Below are 18,219 nucleotides of genomic sequence, written 5' to 3'. Positions count from 1 at the left end.
CCGCCACGCATCACCGCCGTGCGCCTCGCTTTCTGCCAGGTTAGCTCGGGGATACACTTGCCTCTTTTTTTCCGGTAGTCGCGCATGCAAGCGAAATTTACTCAAGGATCCATCTATCGCCACATCAATGTGATGACCTGGTCGGGCACCATCGGTCTGATCGCGCTCTATCTTGTCGATCTGGTCGATATGTATTTTTTGAGTTTGCTTGGCCAGATCGAAATCAACGCTGCCATTGGCTACGCCGGATCCATTTTGTTTTTTACCCTCTCCCTCGGCGTGGGCCTGTCCATCGGCTGCGGCGCGCTTCTGGCACAAGCGGTTGGCAAAGGCGACAAGGCCCTGGCGAAACGCCAGATTACGCACAGTTTTCTCGCCATCCTGGCCATCACCATTCCCACCATGGTGATCCTGTTATTGTGCAAGGGACAAATCCTGGACTGGCTCGGCGCCAGTGGGGCAGCGAAGGATCTCGCGATCGACTATTTAACGATTATTCTGCTCAGCATGCCGGTGATGACGATCGCCATGGCCTGTTCCGGTGTATTGCGCGCCCTTGGTGAAGCCAAAAGCGCAATGAACCTGTCACTTATTGCGGCGGCGGTGAATGCAGTACTCGATCCCATTTTTATTTTTGCCTTGGGATGGGAAATCAAAGGCGCAGCAGTGGCAACCGTATTGGCGCGGCTCGCCATGGCGGGTTATGGCTTGTGGATCGTATTCCGGCATCATCAACTGGTTAGTAAAGTCGAACCAAACCATTTAAACCGCGATATGGGGGGGTATTTTTCCATCGCCTTTCCCGCCATATTAACCAACCTCTCCACGCCTATTGGCCTGATGTACGTCACCTACGTTATGGCCGGTTTCGGCGATGCCGCAGTCGCCGGCCAAGCGATCGTCGGTCGCCTGCAGCCGGTGGTCTTTGCGGGTTTGTTTGCCCTCTCCGGCGTCGTAGGTCCCATTGCTGCGCAAAACCTCGGCGCACTGCAATTCGGGCGCGTTTTCGAAACGTTTTATAAAAGCGTGTTTTTTATTTTGCTCTATTGCGCAGTAGCGACCGCCCTGCTGTTTCTCGCAACGCCCTATTTGATTACAGCATTCAAAATAGACGGTTTGACCGCCGATATAGTGCGCTGGTTTTGTTACGGCTTTAGCCTGATTTTTGTCTTTAACGGCATCACCTTTGTCACCAATGCTCTGTTTAATAATCTACGTGCTGCTACCTACGCAACTCAATTTAATTTCGGCAAAGCCACGCTAGGCACAATTCCATTTGCCTATTTTGGCGCAGCCTGGGGCGGACCTTTGGGAGTATTTTGGGGAACTTTGATAGGTGCGGCGATTGTCGCCGCATTAGGCTTGTGGGTTTGCGAGCTACATATTCGCAAGCTGCAAAAAAAAGCCGCGATTTAAATCGCGGCTTTTTGTCGCTCTTCTTCCCGCAGAGTCAAAACTTCATAACCATCGGCGGTAACTGCAATGGTGTGCTCCCACTGGGCGGACAGTTTTTTATCGCAGGTCACAACGGTCCAGCCGTCTTTTTTCACTTTCACCTTCGCTTTACCCTGGTTGATCATGGGCTCGATGGTGAAGGTCATGCCCTCTTTCAATACCAGTCCTTTGCCTTTCAAACCGTAGTGCAGTACTTGCGGGGCTTCGTGCATCTGTCTGCCGATGCCGTGTCCGCAATAGTCGCGCACAACCGAATAACCATTGAGAGTGGCGCAATGTTGGATGGCATGGCCAATGTCGCCCAGGGTTGCGCCCGGCTTCACCACTTTTATCCCCTCCCACATAGCCTCGTAGGTCTTTTCCACCAGTTTTCTGGCGTGCGGGCCGACATCGCCGATCATGTACATTTTGCTGGAATCGGCAATAAACCCACCTTTTTCTAAAGTGATATCGACATTGATGATATCGCCGGATTCCAGCTTCTGCGTCTCCGAAGGAACCCCGTGGCACACCACATGATTGATTGAGGTATTGAGAACATATTGAAAACCATACTGTCCCTTGCTGGCCGGACGGGCATGCAGTTGGTTGACGATATAGTCTTCCGCCAGGTTATTGATATCCATGGTGGAGATACCTTCCTTGATGTACTGATCCAAATAGCCAAATACCGACGCCAACAAACGGCCGGATTCGCGCATTACTTCCAATTCTTGTGGTGTTTTTAAAATGACTTCTGCCATCGATAACTTTCTCTTGCAAATAGAGTCGCGACTGGCAACTCAGATCTTACCGGCGTACACCGCGCCCTTTGGACTTGCGCGCGGCATTATTTAATTTGGTGCGCATTTTGGCCTGATTATTGGCCGATAAACGTTTGGTTTTCGGCTCATCCGGAATCAGCGCTTTAGGACCATCACCAATCAAATCCGCGCGCCCCATTTTGCGGAATTGTTCGCGCAGCATTGGCCAGTTTTTCTCGTCGTGGAAACGCAATAAGGCTTTTTGGAAGCGGCGTTGTTCGATGGTGCGCGGAGTGCGCACGCTGTGACTTTTATAGGTGACTTTGTGCAGCGGATCTTTTTCCGAATAGTACATGGCGGTGGCCAGGGACATAGGTGACGGATAAAACGTCTGCACTTGATCCAAACGGTAATTATTTTTCTTCAACCAGAATGCCAGGTTGATCATGTCCTCATCTTCACAGCCCGGGTGAGCGGCGATGAAATAAGGAATCAAATACTGCTTTTTGCCCGCTTCGCGCGAGAATTTCTCGAACATTTCCTTGAAGCTTTCGTAGGTGCCAATGCCCGGCTTCATCATTTTATTGAGCGGGCCATCTTCCGTGTGCTCGGGAGCAATTTTTAAATAACCGCCGACGTGATGCGTCACCAATTCTTTGACGTATTCCGGATCCTGCACCGCCAAGTCATAGCGCAGACCGGATGCAATAGCGACGCGTTTTACACCGGGAATTGCCCGCGCTTTGCGATACAGATTGGTGGTCGGCGAATGGTCGGTAATCAGGTTTTTGCAAATACCCGGGAACACGCAGGACAGGCGGCGGCAATTGGCCAGAATATTCGGGTCTTTACAGCTCAATTTATACATATTCGCCGTAGGGCCGCCCAAGTCGGAAATGGTGCCGGTAAAGCCGGGCACTTTATCGCGAATTTCTTCAATTTCCTTAAGGATCGATTCTTCCGAACGGCTTTGAATAATGCGCCCTTCGTGTTCGGTGATCGAACAGAAGGTACAACCGCCAAAACAGCCGCGCATGATATTCACGGATGTTTTAATCATGTCGTAGGCCGGAATGGTCGCTTTGCCGTAACTCGGATGCGGCACGCGGGCGTAAGGCAGGCCAAAAACGCCGTCCATTTCATCGGTTTCCAGCGGAATCGGCGGCGGGTTGATCCACACCTCCTTGGTGCCGTGTTTTTGCACCAAGGCGCGCGCGTTATGCGGGTTGGATTCCATATGCAAAACCCGCGAGGTGTGCGAATAGAGCACGCGGTCATTGCGCACTTTTTCGTAGGACGGCAGACGGATACAGGTTTTTTCTTCGTTCAATTCGTACTGGCGGTGCAGCGGCATGGGAATAATGCGTACCACCTGCTCTTCGTTGGGGTCGACCGTTTCTTCGGTTTTACAGCTTTGCGTGGTCTGATCTTTCCATTCATAGGGGTTCGGCAGCGCATCGATATTTTTCGGCCAGTCGACCCGCGATGAATCTATAACGTCCCAACCTTCCGGCACCGCGTCGCGCACCACGGCCGTTCCGCGAATAAACTGCATATCCTCAATGGTTTTGCCGGCAGCGAAGCTGTGAGCCACTTCCACCACCGCCCGCTCCGCATTGCCGTACAGCAGAATATCGGCGCCGGAATCGATGAGAACCGAGCGGCGCACTTGGTCACTCCAGTAGTCGTACTGGGCGATACGGCGCAGGCTGGCCTCGATGCCGCCGATCACAATGGGCACATCGTAATAGGCTTCGCGACAGCGCTGGCTGTAGACGATCACGGAACGGTCCGGGCGCTTGCCGCCTTCATTGTTCGGGGTGTAGGCGTCGTCAGAGCGCAGGCGCAGGTCGGCGGTGTAGCGGTTGATCATGGAGTCCATATTGCCCGCAGACACCCCGAAGAACAGGTTGGGCTTGCCCAGCGCCTTAAACGGCTCGGCAGAGCGCCAGTCCGGCTGGGCGATAACCCCGACGCGGAAGCCCTGACTTTCCAGCAGTCGACCGATCACCGCGGTACCAAAGCTGGGGTGATCCACGTATGCATCACCACTAATAATGATGATGTCGCAGGAATCCCAACCCAATTGGTCCATCTCTGCGCGCGACATCGGCAGAAACGGCGCGGGTCCGAAACATTCGGCCCAGAACTTGGGGCGGGAGAACAGATGTTCGGCTCGTTTGATCATAACAGCGGGTCAAGTATCGTCAGGGGTAAGAAGGGAATTGGACAAAATCTGTGCAAAATAGTCGCGCATTCTCCCAGAAAAGCGGGTGGACTGCCAGGGCTAGAGTTCAGACCGCGGGACTGGGTTACGCTTTTAGGAGTGAAAGGACCGGAATGACAATCTTTGCTGGAGCTTCAACCCGCTACGGATGGCCCTGTCAGCACTCCCTCGCCCATGGATCCCCGCTGCGCGAGGATGACAGACATTCAAGCAGACTGATCAACCTAACAAGCGCATAGATCCCCGCTGCGCAAGGATGACAGGACTTTCATACCACGAGCCAAGCATGGATCCCCGCTGCGCGAAGATGACAGGCCAAGTGGGCTTTCGTGACCACGAATCAAGCATGGATCCCCGCTACGCGAAATGACAGAGGGACTCGTAATCAACCTTCCCCTTCGTCATTCTCGCGACAGCGGGAATCCATTGTCTGCAGACTGTGACCACTTGCCTCCCACACACGCCGCGCTGCAATCGGTTGAGCCACCCTTCGAAACGCCCAGCTTCGAGATTAGTCATGCTCTGGCCCGAGTGGCTTCATCGCGACCCGGCGCACCAATGGTTGCGCGAGCATATCGCTAATCGATGTAGTTTTCAGATAACAGAGATGGCTATGTGAGTGGCACAAAGCCTGCTAAATCCTCTGTGAGACACAATTCATTTTGAGGATTGAAAATGACCGATAAGGCCGCTCCCCAGTCGCTGGGCAATCAGATGGAAGACATTATTCAAAACCTGCCGGAAGATAAATTCAGACTGAGCGAAATCACAGATCGCTTCGGGGCGCAGGGTTTGTTGTTGATGAGCGCGTTATTGACCCTGGTGTTTCTGATTCCTGTGTCCATTCCGGGTGTCAGCACGGTTTTTGGAGCGGCTATTTTGTTGGTGGGAATTAGCCGTTTATTCAACCGGCCTATGTGGCTGCCGCAAAAGGTCCGGGAGCGCCCCTTACCTGCCGACAAGTTGCGTCCGGCGCTGATGCGCGGTTTAACCTGGGTGCGCCGTTTGGAGAAGGTCAGCCGCGCTCACCGCCTTGCAGCTTTGGCCGAAGGGCGCGTGGCAGATATTTTCAATAACCTGGTATTTATTCTCGCGGCCCTTTTATTAATGGCTCCATTCGGTTTTATTCCGTTTAGCAACACTGTGCCGGGTATTGCACTGCTGTTTTACGCAATTGGATTGTTACAGCGGGATGGTGTGGCAATTCTGTTCGGCCATTTGGCAAATATCGCCGCCATCGTTTATTTCGGCGTTTTGATTGGCGGTGGCGGATTTGCTGTTAAAGAACTGATGGAACGTATGGGCTAATTGACCCCCTTCGGCATAGTTCCTTAATCTCACCGCCTTCTCGGAAAAACCTGTTGGATAACGAACGGAACCGAAAGCTGCGCCAGCCTATGTTTCCATGGCGCCGCTAATGGAGACGTTCGTTGATCTGGTTTCTCGCCTTGCACATCATCGCCCTCATCTTCTGGTGTGGGACTTTGCTCTATCTTCCGGCCTTGATTGCAGGGATTCATTCGCGCGGTATCGAAATCAGCGAGCCTGAACACAAATACGGCAGCGTCGCGCGTTTTGTCTTTACCACTATCGCCACTCCCGCCGCGCTGCTGGCGATTATGTCTGGCACCGTGGTTTTTCTGCTCAACCGCACAACAGAAGTCTGGCTGATCGCCAAACTCACTTTGGTGGCTGGGCTAGCCGTGTGTCATACGCTGGCGGGATTGTTGTTGCTACACACGCAGGAGCGCACGCAAAAACCCATAGTGCGCTGGTGTCGCATGCTGAATGTTGGGCTATGGGTGCTGATTGGAGGAATTCTTTGGGTTGTATTGGCTAAACCGGCCGAGGATATGTTGCCATGAGCCGCTCAATGTTTTGCCGAGCGTTCCACAGCCACTTCAATGTCCACGCCAACCGCTCGTTCATAGACAAGTTGACCGCCGAGAAAACTGGTCACTGCAATCAAGGCGCCTGTCAGAAGCGACACATACAATCCCCAAGGCCAGATATAGTCTTCCGCGCCATTGAGGCGCAGCAACCAATTGAGCGATGCCAGGGAGAGGAGCATTACCGCGAGAGTGGCATGACACCAAGCTGTGATCAGCCGGCGGATGCGACGCACGGTCACCAGATCAACCAAACCGACAAATCCGGAAATCCAACCGCCAAAGGCACCCACACCGCTGAGCCACAAGCCCATGCGCGCCCAGAAAAAATCACTCGTAATCAAATAAGCACTGTCCGCCGCGATCAGTCCAATCAGCGCAGCGACGGGAAAATGAATCAACATGGGATGGATAGGATGAGCGCCGAGGGACATGCGACTGATAATGGGTTCGTGATCCATAAGGTTCCTCGCTTTGGATTGCTTAGCGCCGCCGCGGTATTGCTGACCGCTTGCTCCGGCCCCTACTCCGCTCTTGATCCCGCCGGCCCGTCCGCCAGCGGCGCCGCCTCACTCTGGTGGGGCATGTTTACTTGGTTTTCCCTGGTATTTATCGCCGTGATTTCCCTGTGGTGGTTCGCTCTGCGCAGAGCTCCAGCCGACAACGATAAACCGATCCACCATAATCGCTGGATTATCGGCGGAGGTGTTCTTTTGCCTCTGTTCACCATCGCAGCCTTGTTGTTCGTCAGCGTACCTACCGGCTACCGCATGTTGCCCATCCCGAGCGCAGACAACGTTTTGAGCATTAACGTTGTCGGTCACCAGTGGTATTGGGAAATCCACTATCCCGATACCGGCCTCCGCTTGCGTAACGAGTTACATATTCCGGTAGGTCAGCCGGTGGATATTCATCTTTCCACTGCTGATGTTTTGCACTCCTTCTGGGTACCGCGACTGGCTGGCAAACTCGACGCAGTGCCCGGTCGCGTCACCATTCTGCGGCTGCAAGCAGACGAGCCCGGACTGTATCGCGGCCAGTGTGCGGAATTCTGTGGGTTGCACCACGCGCATATGCAGTTCGTGGTGATGGCACATTCACTCAAGGATTTTCGCCGCTGGCAGGAGGGAGCCAATGGTGACTGATTCCAGCCTGCACGAAAAGTTGGAGCGAATCTGGTCAAATCCGCCGGGGTGGCGCACTTTGGCGGGAGTGAACCACACTTCCGTCGGCATACGTTTCATGATTACAGGGACGGTTTTTTTTCTGATCGGCGGAGTGCTGGCGATGCTGGTGCGCGCCCAACTGGCGTTGCCGGAACAAACTCTTATAGATCCCCACCTGTACAACCAGATTTTCACCATGCACGGCACGGTGATGATGTTTTTATTCGCCATTCCGGTATTGGAAGGTTTGGCGATGTATTTGATACCGAAAATGATCGGCACGCGCGATTTGGCTTTTCCTCGGTTGGGCGCTCTCGGTTATTTCTGTTATTTATTCGGCGGCATCATTCTCTGCTCCAGTTTGCTGTGGAATATGGCACCGAGTTCCGGCTGGTTTATGTATACACCGCTGAGCGACGGATTTTTCAGCCCGGATCGCGGCCCGGATTTTTGGCTACTGGGTATTACCTTCGTGGAAATTTCGGCGGTTTCTGCCGGAGTGGAATTGGTCGTCACCATTTTGCGCATGCGTGCGCCCGGTATGACGCTCTACAAAATGCCGGTGTTTTGCTGGTACATCCTCGGCATGGCACTGATGATTTTGTTCGGTTTTCCGCCGCTGATTCTCGGCAGCATTATGTTGGAATTGGAGCGCTCTGCCGGCCTTATCTTTTTTGCAGTGGAAGGCGGTGGTGATCCGCTGTTGTGGCAGCACCTGTTCTGGTTGTTTGGTCATCCGGAGGTTTACATCCTGTTTCTGCCGGCGGCAGGCATTGTGTCCACCATAATTCCCGTTTTCGCTCAGCGGCCACTCGTGGGTTACGGCTGGATTGTTTTATCCGTGATCACCATGGGTTTTATCAGTTTCGGCTTGTGGGTTCACCATATGTTCACCGTGGGAATTCCACAGTTGGCGCAGGCATTTTTTTCCGTTGCCAGCATGCTGGTCGCCATACCCACCGGTATTCAGATTTTTGCTTGGCTGGCGACTTTAATGAGTGGGCGCGTGGTGTTCAGCCTGCCGATGTTATGGATTTTTGGTTTTCTGGTGATTTTTGTCTGCGGCGGTTTGACCGGCGTTATGCTCGCGACTGTGCCGTTTGACTGGCAGGTGCACGACACTCATTTTGTCGTTGCCCATATGCATTATGTTTTGGTCGGCGGCATGGTTTTTCCATTGATCGCCGGGTTTTATTACTGGCTGCCACATTTTTCCGGAAAAATGCCGTCAAAAACACTCGGTGCCTGGGGTTTTTGGTTGACATTTATCGGCTTTAACGCAACGTTTTTATTGATGCACCTCACCGGCCTGCTCGGTATGCCGCGGCGCGTTTATACCTACCCTGCGGGCGTTGGCTGGGATTGGCTGAATCTGCTGTCTTCTATCGGTGGATTTATTATGGCGCTCGGTATTGGAATTATTCTGCTGGATTTTTTTCTCCATTTTCGTTTTGGCAGTCGCGCCAAACACAATCCATGGAATGCGGATACGCTCGAATGGGCAACCACGACACCACCCTCCTCCTACAATTTCGTCAGCATTCCGCATATTAACGATCGACATCCGTTGTGGACAAAACCGGATTTGGCGGATTCCTTGGCCAAGGGCGAAGGTTATTTGGCGCGCGCCATCGACGACCATCGGGAAATTCTCGGCACCAGCAACAGTGACGCGCAAGTGCGCGAGCTGATTCGTATTCCGAGCAATTCCTGGCTACCGCTGCAGCTTGCCAGCGCTCTTGCCATTGTCTGCATCTGCTTATTGGCGCGTTGGTATCCTGTGGCAGCGCTTGCCGCTGTGGCGAGTTTTGCCCTGATTTTCCGCTGGAGTTGGATTAATTCCGGCCACCCTAAAACCAGCCCTGCCGACTTAGCGGATATTCCGACTTACACCCGAACACAAAATGGCGTTGGCGTTTGGGGCGCAGTGGTGTCATTAATTGCGGACGGCAGTTTTTATCTTTCTCTGTTATTTGGCTGGTTTTATTTATGGACTGTTGCGCCCTCCTGGACAACGCCAGCGGAACATCCTGTCTCATTTCCGCTATTGTTGATCAGCGGGATTTTTCTCACCTTGGCGGTAGTCATTTACCACGCTCTAAGACAGCGTCTGCACCGCGGAAATAGTCAGTCTTTTGGTGTTGGGTTATGGCTGGTCGGCCTACTGGGCATGTGCCATTTGCTAAGTTTAGCTTGGGCATTTTTGCCAGATCTGCAGCCTCGATCATCGGCGCATGACTCGGTTTTATTGCTGCTGTTTTCGTATCTGGCGCTACACGGCGCGATTATGGCGATCGCCACTATTCTCCAGGCCATTCGAGCCAAACGGGGTTATATCAGCGCAAACCAGCCTTATGAAGTCTCCGTTTTGTATCCCCTGTGGTTGTATAGAGTGATCACGTTTTGGTTGGCGTTTGGCGTATTTGCTGGAGGTGCTGCGTGAAATTATCGCCGTCCCATCCTGCACATCTGGTTATTGGTCTTGGCATCTGGAGCGTTTGGTTTGTCGCCATTTATGCAGCCCTTTCGCTCTACTGCAATTACCGGTTTGCCGATATAGGTAGATTCACCGCTGCGACTGTTTTTAATACAGCGCTGATTATAAGCGCCGCTGTTATTGGTGGTTTTTTATTTTGGGCGGGCATTTGGTGCTGGAGAGCAGCAGCAAAAATTGCGGCGGGCTTATATTGGGCATCTGCAATTGCAACCTTGGTTATAGCGACGCCGATATTTTATTTACCACCATGTTTATAAAGATCCTCCCCTCATTAGGGGAGGAAAACTCTGTTTTTATGTTTTATTCAAAGTCGTTGGAAATTACTATACGAACTTGTTGCATATCTTCCTGAGACATTTCCATTTGCTGGTCCTGGGTTAAACCAGGCTGTTCAATGGATGCAGGATCTTGCGATGACCCTTCAAAGCGCCATTGCACAACTTTTACACCTTGTTCTTGCATAAACGTTCTCAATTCATCCACCTGTTCGGCAAAAGCCGCACCGGTTTGAGTTTGTTGAGACGGATCAGCGGTATCTGGTGTTACTGCGCCAGGAGCAGTTGGAGGCTGGGATTGGATCGCACCTTCCTCTATTGCAACAATTACTTCAACAGGTTTGTCTTTATCCAAGGACTCAACCAAGCCTTGCAATTTGTCTTCAGACGCGGGCTCCATAGTGGCGCCTTTGAATTTCACGACTTCATGGTGATCAATTTCAGCCAGATCTCTGTCACGCTGCGCGGCTGATCCGTATCGACCATCGTCATAATTGCCATCACCTACTGCATCGCGATTCGTAATGGGATTTTGACGATCTGTCTCCGCGATTGTGGAATCTTCTACTGCTGATGGTTCCGGAGGTGTATATGCGCTGCGTTCTGCACGATCATTACATCCGGTAAGCACACCAGCCACAAGCATTGTCGCTGCAAGAGTTTTTAATTTCATTTTCATGCTATCTACCTCTCTCCTGTTTCGTTAATCGCCTGCTGCGTTTAAGGCGATAGTGTGAACTTCGGAGAGTTAGCAGCGATTTTAATGCCAGATTTGTATTTATTTGATAAATTCTCGGCATAAAAAAAGCGCCTGGAGGCGCTTTTTATTCAGCTTTGAATTATTCTTTCATTTCTCGAATAAATGCGTCTGCTTCCGCTACGGATTTGCGAATCGCAGCGAGCAGCACATCCACGTCCTTGTCAATTTTTACAACTTCCTGCTTCAGCGACTGAATCGCACGCGCGTTCAAATTATGCTTGAGGTATAACACCTGATCGTTCATCGCCTTCAGCACTGGATCCAAGCGGCTCTCGGTTTTGCGCATTGTAGCCAGCAACTGCTGGTATTTTGTTTTGGTGGTTTTGAGCTTCCTCTGACTTTCATCGCGCAGTTGTTTGTTCGTATAGTCCTTCAGCTCACTTTCCCATTCTTTGAATAAAGCATTGGCCACCGATTCTATATCGTCTATGCGTTTACGGATGTCATCGGCGGCACTTTTGCTTTTTTCATACTCGCCGTTGAGCTTGTCATACACTTTTTCCAGATTTCCGCCATCGACAGCCACTACAGACTTGAATTGTTCAAGCGCGGATGCAAATTGTTTTTCTCCCTCACGCTGAGAATCCCGGGCATCCTCAACACGGTCCACCAGAATATCCCTTTTGTGGACGCCAAATTTTTCCATGGTTTTGTAATAAGCCGATGAGCAACTCACCAACATAATGCTAGCGACCACTGCCAACACTATCTTTTTCATGCAAGGATTCTCCACTAAAAGGTTGCAAGGCACCCATTCTACGCCAAAGCCCGACGCTCTTAAATCAGCAAAAAATCTCGGGCCTACAAAAAAACACCCAGCCTGCAGGCCGGGTGTTTCGGTTAATTCCCTTTGGGAGTTCCCTTTTATTCAAGCCAATCGTTATTCAAAGTCAGCCGCACCGCTCAGACCTTCAGTCGCGATTTCGCCACTGACTACCACTCGCAGCTGCTGAACATCCTGACTTTGGGCATCAGCGCGGTTATCCAGTCGGGATACACCGATATTCTGGGCACCCGTAGACTCGCTTTCCAGATTCCATTGCACGACGTTAAAGCCTTTTTCTTCCAGATAGTCACGGATATTTTCCGCGCGGTACATGGAAACCAGCTGTGATCGATTTTCCTGCTGAGTCTGCGCCGGGTCAGAGCCCATGCCAGCGCCAGTACCGGCTACTGAATCCTGAGCGGGATAACCGGCTGAGCTATCTTGATTGATACCTGCGCTGCTGGATCCGGCAGACGCTGCATCGTCAACCGCAACGATCAATGCAACAGGCTTGCTTTTATCGAGCTGTTGTGACGCTCTCTCCAATTCGCGCTCGGCTTGCTGGGTCAAGCTGACGGAATTTGGTTCAAATTGAATGGAGCTTTCAGCTTGTGCTGCAAGTTGGCTGGAGCTCGATGGGCTCGAACTTGCTGGCTGAGATTGTTCAATGGCGGGCTGACCACTAACTCTGTCCTGAGTACCTTCCATATCGGGACCACTCATATCAGAACGGTCTGAATAACCTTCAACATTAGGGTTCGTTACGGTCTCATCCTCAGTGTTGATATTGGATGGGAGCGATGATCCCGGATTGCCAGAGCGAGACTCAGAAAAGCTTGGATCTGAAGAAGTTTCAGGGTAGGTCGTGGATTGAATTTCCTCTACCTGCTGCACCTGGCTTTGATCGACATCGGTGTTCTCCGCCATGGCAGAAACACCTAATGTAGCCACACTTGCAATCGCCGCTGAAATTGCCAATTTTTTTATGTTAAACGTTTTCATATCTTCACCTCATCTATTTCTTTAAATACCGAATCGCGATGGAGAATAATTTTGTTAATGCCATCACCTATGATTCATTTCTTTTTGCACGGCACTTGATTTGCGATTTGTATGCCAACCCATAAAACCGCGGAAAACAAAGCATTTTTAATTGAAAAACAGATGAACGAGACATAAGACATGAAGACTTTACATAAATTTGAAAATTATTTAGAGGAGTTTTAATAATCCATTTCTAGCACTATTAGCCCATCCTTAGCACGTTCAAACCATTTCTTGCAATTTCCATAGAACATTAATTTCACAACGAAGTCACATTTATTATCTTCCCACCTATAAAACGCAGGAGGTAACTATGGTCTCGCATCTTCAACCCAAATATGCGTTGATTACTGGCGCCACCAGTGGTATCGGTTATGAATTAGCAAAAATATTTGCACAGAATGCTTATAACCTGATCCTGGTAGCGCGTACCGAAGCCGATCTAAAGGCGGTAGCGAATGAATTTGCGCAATCCTATGGCATTTCAGTTGTTACTTTGCCCAAGGATCTGTTTCGACGCGAAGCACCGTTTGAGATATATGAGGAAATTCATCAGCTCGGCATTAGTGTCGACGTTTTGGTTAACGACGCTGCGCAAGGTTTTTATGGAAAATTTGTCGAAACGGACGTGCAGCACGAATTGGATATGCTGCAGCTCAATATAGGAGCTTATCTGGTTCTTACCAAATTGTATTTACGTGAAATGGTCCAGCGCCACGAAGGAAAAATTCTTAACGTCGCCTCCATAGCCGGCAAAGTCCCCGGCCCTTATCAGGCGGTCTATCACGGCACTAAAGCGTTTATTCATTCTTTTACTGAAGCTATTCGCGCAGAAGTGGCCGATTCCGGCGTGACCATTACTTCTTTATTGCCCGGCGCGACCGATACGGATTTCTTTCGCAAGGCCCATATGGAAGATTCCAAAATACTCGAACAGGATTTGGCAGATCCTGCCAAAGTCGCCAAAGACGGATTTGATGCCCTGATGAACGGTGATGACATGGTGATTTCCGGCTTGAAAAATAAAGCCCAAATTGCCGCAAGCAATATCACTCCGGATAGTTTGGTTGCCAAAACTATGATGAAACAGCAAGAACCCCGGCATAAATCGTAGCATCGAGGAGGCCACTCGCTTGTCCAAAGCTTCTTCGGCAAAAGCGAGTGGTCGCTTAATTAGCAAAAATCAGCCAAGTTCCCTTTTGCCTTCTATAATGCATCCCTTAGCCACCAGGCGAAACTCACATAACCATAAACACAGCCCGTTTGCTGACACCTGGAGAACCCTATGAAACGCTGTTTTGCACAATCTGTCCTTGCCTGCGCCATGATCATGGGACTTGCGGGCTGCACCTCAACTCCGCCAGCGGCTGTTACCTCAGATACCGGCAAAACAAATAGCGGCAAACCACCGATCACCAAATTCAAGGCGTATACCCAGCGCTTTAGCGGCGAAACACTGCTTACCCAAAGCCATGCCACAGGTCATGTAGGCAATGTGTTTTTTACCCATTGGAAAGACGGTGGTGAGGCATCGCTTAAATTAGACGAGCAAGGAAATTTCACCATTAATTGGATTGGCGGCAACTACAACTATGTCGGCGGCCCGGGTTGGGAACACGGCGATAAAAATCGCGTAATCGGCTACCACCTTAATGAAGACTCAGGTGCGAGCTATGTAACGCTCTACGGTTGGGGCTACAACAAAGAAATGGACCACCAGGATCCTGCGCATTTGGTTGAGTACTACATTATTCAACGCTGGGTGCGCACACCGGCACAAGGTGGTGAACAAGGAATTACGTTTGTCAGCAATGGCGTCGAGTACACCACCTACCGCACTGTTCGCAAAGAAAAACCATCCATCAACAACACTGCAACTTTCTACCAATATTGGAGCAAACCCAAAGAACAAATGCCGCTCGGTGTCGATCACAAAATTATTTTTGCCGACCACGCAAAAGCCTGGGAACAAAATGGCTGGAAACTCCCTGACTTAAATAACTTCGACGCCAGCGACGATCCAACCTATCAGGTATTTGCGGTTGAGGTTTTTCTGGTTGAAAAAAGCGGAACTGCCTCCGGGCGGGTTTGGGATGCGAGTAAGTGATTGGTAAATACAAATAAAAAGCGCCTATCCTGTAGGCGCTTTGTTAAGCTTTTCAAGCTGACCAGACGACATGCCCCTCGTAGTTATAGTATTTTTCCACCTTTTCTACGCCTGCAATTTTATCAAAGCGCCACACATAATAAGACTCTTCTATTTCGGTTTGACAAATAAATGCCAAAACAGCAAATAGAGAAAATCCGAGACTTAGCCATTTAAAATGCTTTTTCATATTCCCTGATACACTCGATCGGTACATTTTTAAATTATCGGCGAGGCCAATCTTGATTGCCATGTGGCAGTTATTGAGCTGCCCAGAACTTATCCTAATGTCGAACCGCTCCTGATTTAGTCTATTTTCGACTATAAGCACTCCCTCATCAGCCGAATACGCCTGCAAAACCGGCCGGCGCATCTTAACAACAGTGAAACGAGGTTTTGCCGGAAATCAGCTAAAATCACTCGTCCAAGCTAGGTGCCGCTTAGCCCGCCACAGGCGCAAACCTTGACAGTCAGGGACCGCCCCCCTAGCATCCACCCCCAAAATCCAGGCCATAAGAAATCCTTCCAGATGCTGCCTTTTCAACAAGCTATCGCTGACGACTTATCTGCGGTCAACGATTTGATCATTGAACAATTGCATTCCGACGTTGGCCTGGTGGAAAACATTGGGCATTACATAGTCGACAGCGGCGGCAAGCGGCTGCGACCCATTTTGGTGCTGCTGACCGCTAATTGTCTGGAGTACCCACAGCGCCGCCATATCGAGCTGGCCACCATCATTGAATTCATCCATACCGCTACGCTGCTACACGACGACGTGGTGGATATGTCGAATCTGCGCCGCGGCAAACCGACCGCCAACGCCCAGTTTGGCAATGCGCCCAGCGTTCTTGTCGGCGACTTTCTCTATTCGCGCGCGTTTCAGATGCTGGTGCGCCTGGGCAGCATGGAGATCATGGCCATTCTGTCGGATACCACCAACGTCATCTCCGAAGGCGAAGTCCAGCAATTGATCAACGCGAAAAATCCGCAGGTTACCGAAGCGGATTACTTTGCCGTCATCCATAAAAAGACCGCCGCGCTGTTTGAAGCCGCCTGCAGCACCGCCGCCGTTCTGGCGGACGCTCCTCAGCAGCAGCGCGATGCCGCCTGGCAATTTGGCCACCATCTCGGGCTCGCCTTTCAATTGGTCGACGATCTGCTCGACTACGAAGGCGATCAGGAAACCATGGGCAAGAACATCGGCGACGACCTTGCAGAAGGTAAGCCGACCTTGCCACTGATTCACGCACTAGCGCATACGCAAGGCGCCGAACGAGCTTTGATTCAGGAGGCGATCACTCATGGAGGTGTGGAGCATTTGCGTGACGTACTGGCGCTGGTAAAGGAATGTGGCAGCCTGGAGTACACTCGCCGCAAGGCGCAGGAACATGCCGCAGCTGCGGCTGAAGCTTTGCGGGTCATGCCTGACAATAAATACCGTCAGGCCATGGCCGACCTCGCGCGTTTCTCCGTAACGCGTGCCTACTAAACAAACGATGGGGCAATGCTGACCGACCCCTCATCCCGGAGTATTTCATGTCCTACAGCAAACTTTCTGATCGATATACCGTCTGGCCACAACTGGAACAGCATCGAGAGATCTGGAAATCCCAGACCTTGGCCCAGCTTTTCGCTGACGATACTAATCGCTGTGCCCGCTTCAGTGTCAGCGCTGCCGGCATTGAACTGGATTACTCGAAGAACCACATTACGACCGAAACCCTGCAACTTCTGCTGGAAGTTGCCCGTCAGGCGGATCTGAGCGGCGCCATCAAACGCCTGTTGAAAGGTGAGCACGTCAACGGCACCGAAGACCGCCCAGCCCTGCACACCGCGCTGCGCCACACTGGCGCCCCCACCACCCCGGAACAAAAAGCCGTCGCGGAAACGCTGGCCAAAATGTCCGGCCTGATCGAGGCTGTGCACAGCGGATCCTGGAAAGGCTATACCGGCGAAAAAATCACTGACGTAGTCAATATCGGCATCGGCGGTTCCGACCTCGGTCCACGCATGGTGGCCAAAGCTTTGACTCCCTATCACCTCAACAAAGTAAATGTTCACTTTGTCGCCAATATTGATGGTGCTGAGCTAAGTGATCTGCTGGCCAAGCTCAACCCGGCCTCTACCCTGTTCCTGGTTGCCTCTAAATCTTTCTCCACCCAGGAAACCCGCGAAAACGCTCTGAGTGCGCGCGCCTGGATGCTCGAAGCTGGCTGCGCCCAGCAGGATCTGGCCAAACACTTCGTAGCCATATCTTCGCGCGTTGATAAAGCAGTGGAATTCGGTATCGCCGAAGAGAATGTCTACCCAATTTGGGACTGGGTCGGCGGGCGTTACTCTCTGTGGTCCGCAATCGGCATGTCCATCGCCTTTGCTGTGGGTATGGATAACTTCAACCGTCTGCGCGCTGGCGCAGAAGCCATGGATAAACACTTCGCCGAAGCGCCCTTGGAGAAGAACCTGCCGGTGATTCTTGGCTTGTTGATGTTCTGGTACGGCGAATTTATGGGTTCCACCACCCAGGCCATACTGCCTTATGCACACCATCTCGCCCTGCTGCCGTCTTACCTGCAACAGCTGGAGATGGAGAGCAACGGCAAGAGCGTAACCCGCGATGGCAAACCCGTGGACTATCCCACTGGCGCCATTGTGTGGGGTACCGAGGGCACCAACGGTCAGCACTCCTTCCACCAGTTGCTCCACCAGGGAACCAGTCTGGTGCCCATCGACTTTATTGCCACCCTCAAAGGCCACGACAATCTGAAGCATCAGCACCGCCTGTTGTTTGCCAACTGCGTTGCGCAAAGTCAGGCGCTTTTGACTGGTCGCAGCCTGGAAATGGCCAAAACAGAACTGAAAGCCCAAGGCTTTAGTGATGAAGAGATCGCTTTCCTGGCGCCGCACAAGGTTCATCCGGGCAACCGTCCGAGCAACACCCTGCTGCTGGAGCAGTTGACTCCAGAAACCCTCGGCGCACTGATCGCCGCTTACGAACACAAGGTTTATACCTTGGGTGTTCTGTTGGATATCAACTCGTTCGACCAATGGGGCGTTGAGCTGGGCAAACTTTTGGGTACCCACGTAAATATCGCCATAGAAACCACTGATATCCCTGGCGATTGGGACTCCTCCACTCAGCATCTCATTCGCAAATTCTGCTCCGCCAATACGGATCTGTAGCACATTTGGGTGCGTTGTTATTCCGCAACGCACCCATTCGAGCCGAATTTGTGACCAGTTGTGCCATA

Annotated in this window: 17 protein-coding genes; 10 read left to right on the top strand and 7 right to left on the bottom strand. The window is 51.5% G+C overall.

The window, feature by feature from the left end; genetic code table 11:
- Positions 1-84 precede the first annotated feature (84 nt).
- Positions 85-1,416, top strand: a complete 1,332-nt coding sequence (locus DWB84_RS09160; protein WP_187409456.1) for an MATE family efflux transporter — start codon at positions 85-87, stop codon at positions 1,414-1,416.
- On the opposite strand, the gene map is transcribed toward DWB84_RS09160, so the two are convergent.
- Positions 1,413-2,198 carry a type I methionyl aminopeptidase gene (gene map / locus DWB84_RS09155; RefSeq protein ID WP_187409455.1) on the bottom strand — a complete coding sequence of 262 codons (786 nt, stop codon included), beginning with the start codon at positions 2,196-2,198 and terminating at the stop codon, positions 1,413-1,415. The genes DWB84_RS09160 and map overlap by 4 nt on opposite strands.
- A gap of 46 nt (positions 2,199-2,244) precedes the next feature.
- Entirely contained in the window at positions 2,245-4,386 is a 2,142-nt protein-coding gene (locus DWB84_RS09150; RefSeq protein ID WP_187409454.1) for a YgiQ family radical SAM protein, read from the bottom strand.
- 714 nt (positions 4,387-5,100) lie between these two features.
- Between DWB84_RS09150 and DWB84_RS09145 the strand changes: the two genes are divergently transcribed.
- Entirely contained in the window at positions 5,101-5,733 is a 633-nt protein-coding gene (locus DWB84_RS09145) for an exopolysaccharide biosynthesis protein (protein ID WP_187409453.1), read from the top strand.
- Between the two features lie 122 nt (positions 5,734-5,855).
- Positions 5,856-6,290 carry a CopD family protein gene (locus tag DWB84_RS09140; RefSeq protein ID WP_187409452.1) on the top strand — a complete coding sequence of 145 codons (435 nt, stop codon included), beginning with the start codon at positions 5,856-5,858 and terminating at the stop codon, positions 6,288-6,290.
- 5 nt (positions 6,291-6,295) lie between these two features.
- Here the strand turns inward: DWB84_RS09140 and DWB84_RS09135 are convergent, their stop codons facing one another.
- On the bottom strand, positions 6,296-6,775 hold the full coding sequence (locus tag DWB84_RS09135; protein WP_187409451.1) for a DUF2231 domain-containing protein: 480 nt from the start codon (positions 6,773-6,775) through the stop codon (positions 6,296-6,298).
- Here DWB84_RS09135 and coxB point away from each other — a divergent pair.
- From coxB to DWB84_RS09120, 3 genes are read left to right on the top strand one after another with little or no spacing between them, the layout of a single operon-like run.
- Positions 6,767-7,459, top strand: coding sequence for a cytochrome c oxidase subunit II (coxB, locus tag DWB84_RS09130; protein WP_222868101.1), 693 nt, complete (start codon positions 6,767-6,769; stop codon positions 7,457-7,459). The genes DWB84_RS09135 and coxB overlap by 9 nt on opposite strands.
- Positions 7,449-9,923, top strand: a complete 2,475-nt coding sequence (gene ctaD, locus DWB84_RS09125) for a cytochrome c oxidase subunit I (RefSeq protein WP_187409449.1) — start codon at positions 7,449-7,451, stop codon at positions 9,921-9,923. The genes coxB and ctaD overlap by 11 nt, the downstream gene beginning before the upstream one ends.
- Complete coding sequence (locus tag DWB84_RS09120) at positions 9,920-10,234, top strand: hypothetical protein (protein WP_187409448.1); 315 nt, start codon at positions 9,920-9,922, stop codon at positions 10,232-10,234. Before ctaD ends, DWB84_RS09120 begins: the two co-directional genes overlap by 4 nt.
- A 43-nt stretch (positions 10,235-10,277) precedes the next feature.
- Here the strand turns inward: DWB84_RS09120 and DWB84_RS09115 are convergent, their stop codons facing one another.
- From DWB84_RS09115 to DWB84_RS09105, 3 genes are all read right to left on the bottom strand, one after another.
- Entirely contained in the window at positions 10,278-10,931 is a 654-nt protein-coding gene (locus tag DWB84_RS09115) for a hypothetical protein (RefSeq protein WP_187409447.1), read from the bottom strand.
- A 160-nt stretch (positions 10,932-11,091) separates the two neighbouring features.
- On the bottom strand, positions 11,092-11,730 hold the full coding sequence (locus tag DWB84_RS09110; protein WP_187409446.1) for a DUF2959 domain-containing protein: 639 nt from the start codon (positions 11,728-11,730) through the stop codon (positions 11,092-11,094).
- 162 nt (positions 11,731-11,892) lie between these two features.
- Positions 11,893-12,780 carry a hypothetical protein gene (locus DWB84_RS09105; RefSeq protein ID WP_187409445.1) on the bottom strand — a complete coding sequence of 296 codons (888 nt, stop codon included), beginning with the start codon at positions 12,778-12,780 and terminating at the stop codon, positions 11,893-11,895.
- 355 nt (positions 12,781-13,135) lie between these two features.
- Between DWB84_RS09105 and DWB84_RS09100 the strand changes: the two genes are divergently transcribed.
- Positions 13,136-13,936: an SDR family oxidoreductase gene (locus DWB84_RS09100; protein WP_187409444.1), complete on the top strand. Its 801-nt coding sequence runs from the start codon at positions 13,136-13,138 to the stop codon at positions 13,934-13,936.
- Between the two features lie 171 nt (positions 13,937-14,107).
- Entirely contained in the window at positions 14,108-14,929 is an 822-nt protein-coding gene (locus tag DWB84_RS09095; protein ID WP_187409443.1) for a glycoside hydrolase family 11 protein, read from the top strand.
- Positions 14,930-14,981: 52 nt separating this feature from the next.
- Here the strand turns inward: DWB84_RS09095 and DWB84_RS09090 are convergent, their stop codons facing one another.
- The gene (locus DWB84_RS09090; RefSeq protein ID WP_187409442.1) at positions 14,982-15,221 is read right to left on the bottom strand and encodes a hypothetical protein; all 240 of its coding nucleotides are present in this window, start codon (positions 15,219-15,221) and stop codon (positions 14,982-14,984) included.
- A gap of 276 nt (positions 15,222-15,497) precedes the next feature.
- Here DWB84_RS09090 and ispB point away from each other — a divergent pair, with 276 nt between their 5' ends.
- Positions 15,498-16,460: an octaprenyl diphosphate synthase gene (gene ispB, locus DWB84_RS09085; protein WP_187409441.1), complete on the top strand. Its 963-nt coding sequence runs from the start codon at positions 15,498-15,500 to the stop codon at positions 16,458-16,460.
- Positions 16,461-16,507: 47 nt separating this feature from the next.
- On the top strand, positions 16,508-18,151 hold the full coding sequence (gene pgi, locus DWB84_RS09080) for a glucose-6-phosphate isomerase (RefSeq protein ID WP_187409440.1): 1,644 nt from the start codon (positions 16,508-16,510) through the stop codon (positions 18,149-18,151).
- Positions 18,152-18,219: the final 68 nt, after the last annotated feature.

Source organism: Saccharophagus sp. K07 (assembly GCF_014336955.1).
Taxonomy (GTDB): Bacteria; Pseudomonadota; Gammaproteobacteria; order Pseudomonadales; family Cellvibrionaceae; genus UBA5868.
This window is presented reverse-complemented; position numbering and strand designations above follow the sequence as displayed.

Bases quoted from the DNA above. Each gene is read 5' to 3' on its own strand.
- DWB84_RS09105 (WP_187409445.1), bottom strand. From the start codon at position 12,780: ATGAAAACGTTTAACATAAAAAAATTGGCAATTTCAGCGGCGATTGCA.
- ctaD (WP_187409449.1), top strand. From the start codon at position 7,449: ATGGTGACTGATTCCAGCCTGCACGAAAAGTTGGAGCGAATCTGGTCA.
- DWB84_RS09115 (WP_187409447.1), bottom strand. From the start codon at position 10,931: ATGAAAATGAAATTAAAAACTCTTGCAGCGACAATGCTTGTGGCTGGT.
- pgi (WP_187409440.1), top strand. From the start codon at position 16,508: ATGTCCTACAGCAAACTTTCTGATCGATATACCGTCTGGCCACAACTG.
- DWB84_RS09145 (WP_187409453.1), top strand. From the start codon at position 5,101: ATGACCGATAAGGCCGCTCCCCAGTCGCTGGGCAATCAGATGGAAGAC.
- map (WP_187409455.1), bottom strand. From the start codon at position 2,198: ATGGCAGAAGTCATTTTAAAAACACCACAAGAATTGGAAGTAATGCGC.
- DWB84_RS09110 (WP_187409446.1), bottom strand. From the start codon at position 11,730: ATGAAAAAGATAGTGTTGGCAGTGGTCGCTAGCATTATGTTGGTGAGT.
- DWB84_RS09135 (WP_187409451.1), bottom strand. From the start codon at position 6,775: ATGGATCACGAACCCATTATCAGTCGCATGTCCCTCGGCGCTCATCCT.
- DWB84_RS09160 (WP_187409456.1), top strand. From the start codon at position 85: ATGCAAGCGAAATTTACTCAAGGATCCATCTATCGCCACATCAATGTG.
- DWB84_RS09095 (WP_187409443.1), top strand. From the start codon at position 14,108: ATGAAACGCTGTTTTGCACAATCTGTCCTTGCCTGCGCCATGATCATG.
- DWB84_RS09090 (WP_187409442.1), bottom strand. From the start codon at position 15,221: ATGGCAATCAAGATTGGCCTCGCCGATAATTTAAAAATGTACCGATCG.
- DWB84_RS09100 (WP_187409444.1), top strand. From the start codon at position 13,136: ATGGTCTCGCATCTTCAACCCAAATATGCGTTGATTACTGGCGCCACC.
- ispB (WP_187409441.1), top strand. From the start codon at position 15,498: ATGCTGCCTTTTCAACAAGCTATCGCTGACGACTTATCTGCGGTCAAC.
- DWB84_RS09150 (WP_187409454.1), bottom strand. From the start codon at position 4,386: ATGATCAAACGAGCCGAACATCTGTTCTCCCGCCCCAAGTTCTGGGCC.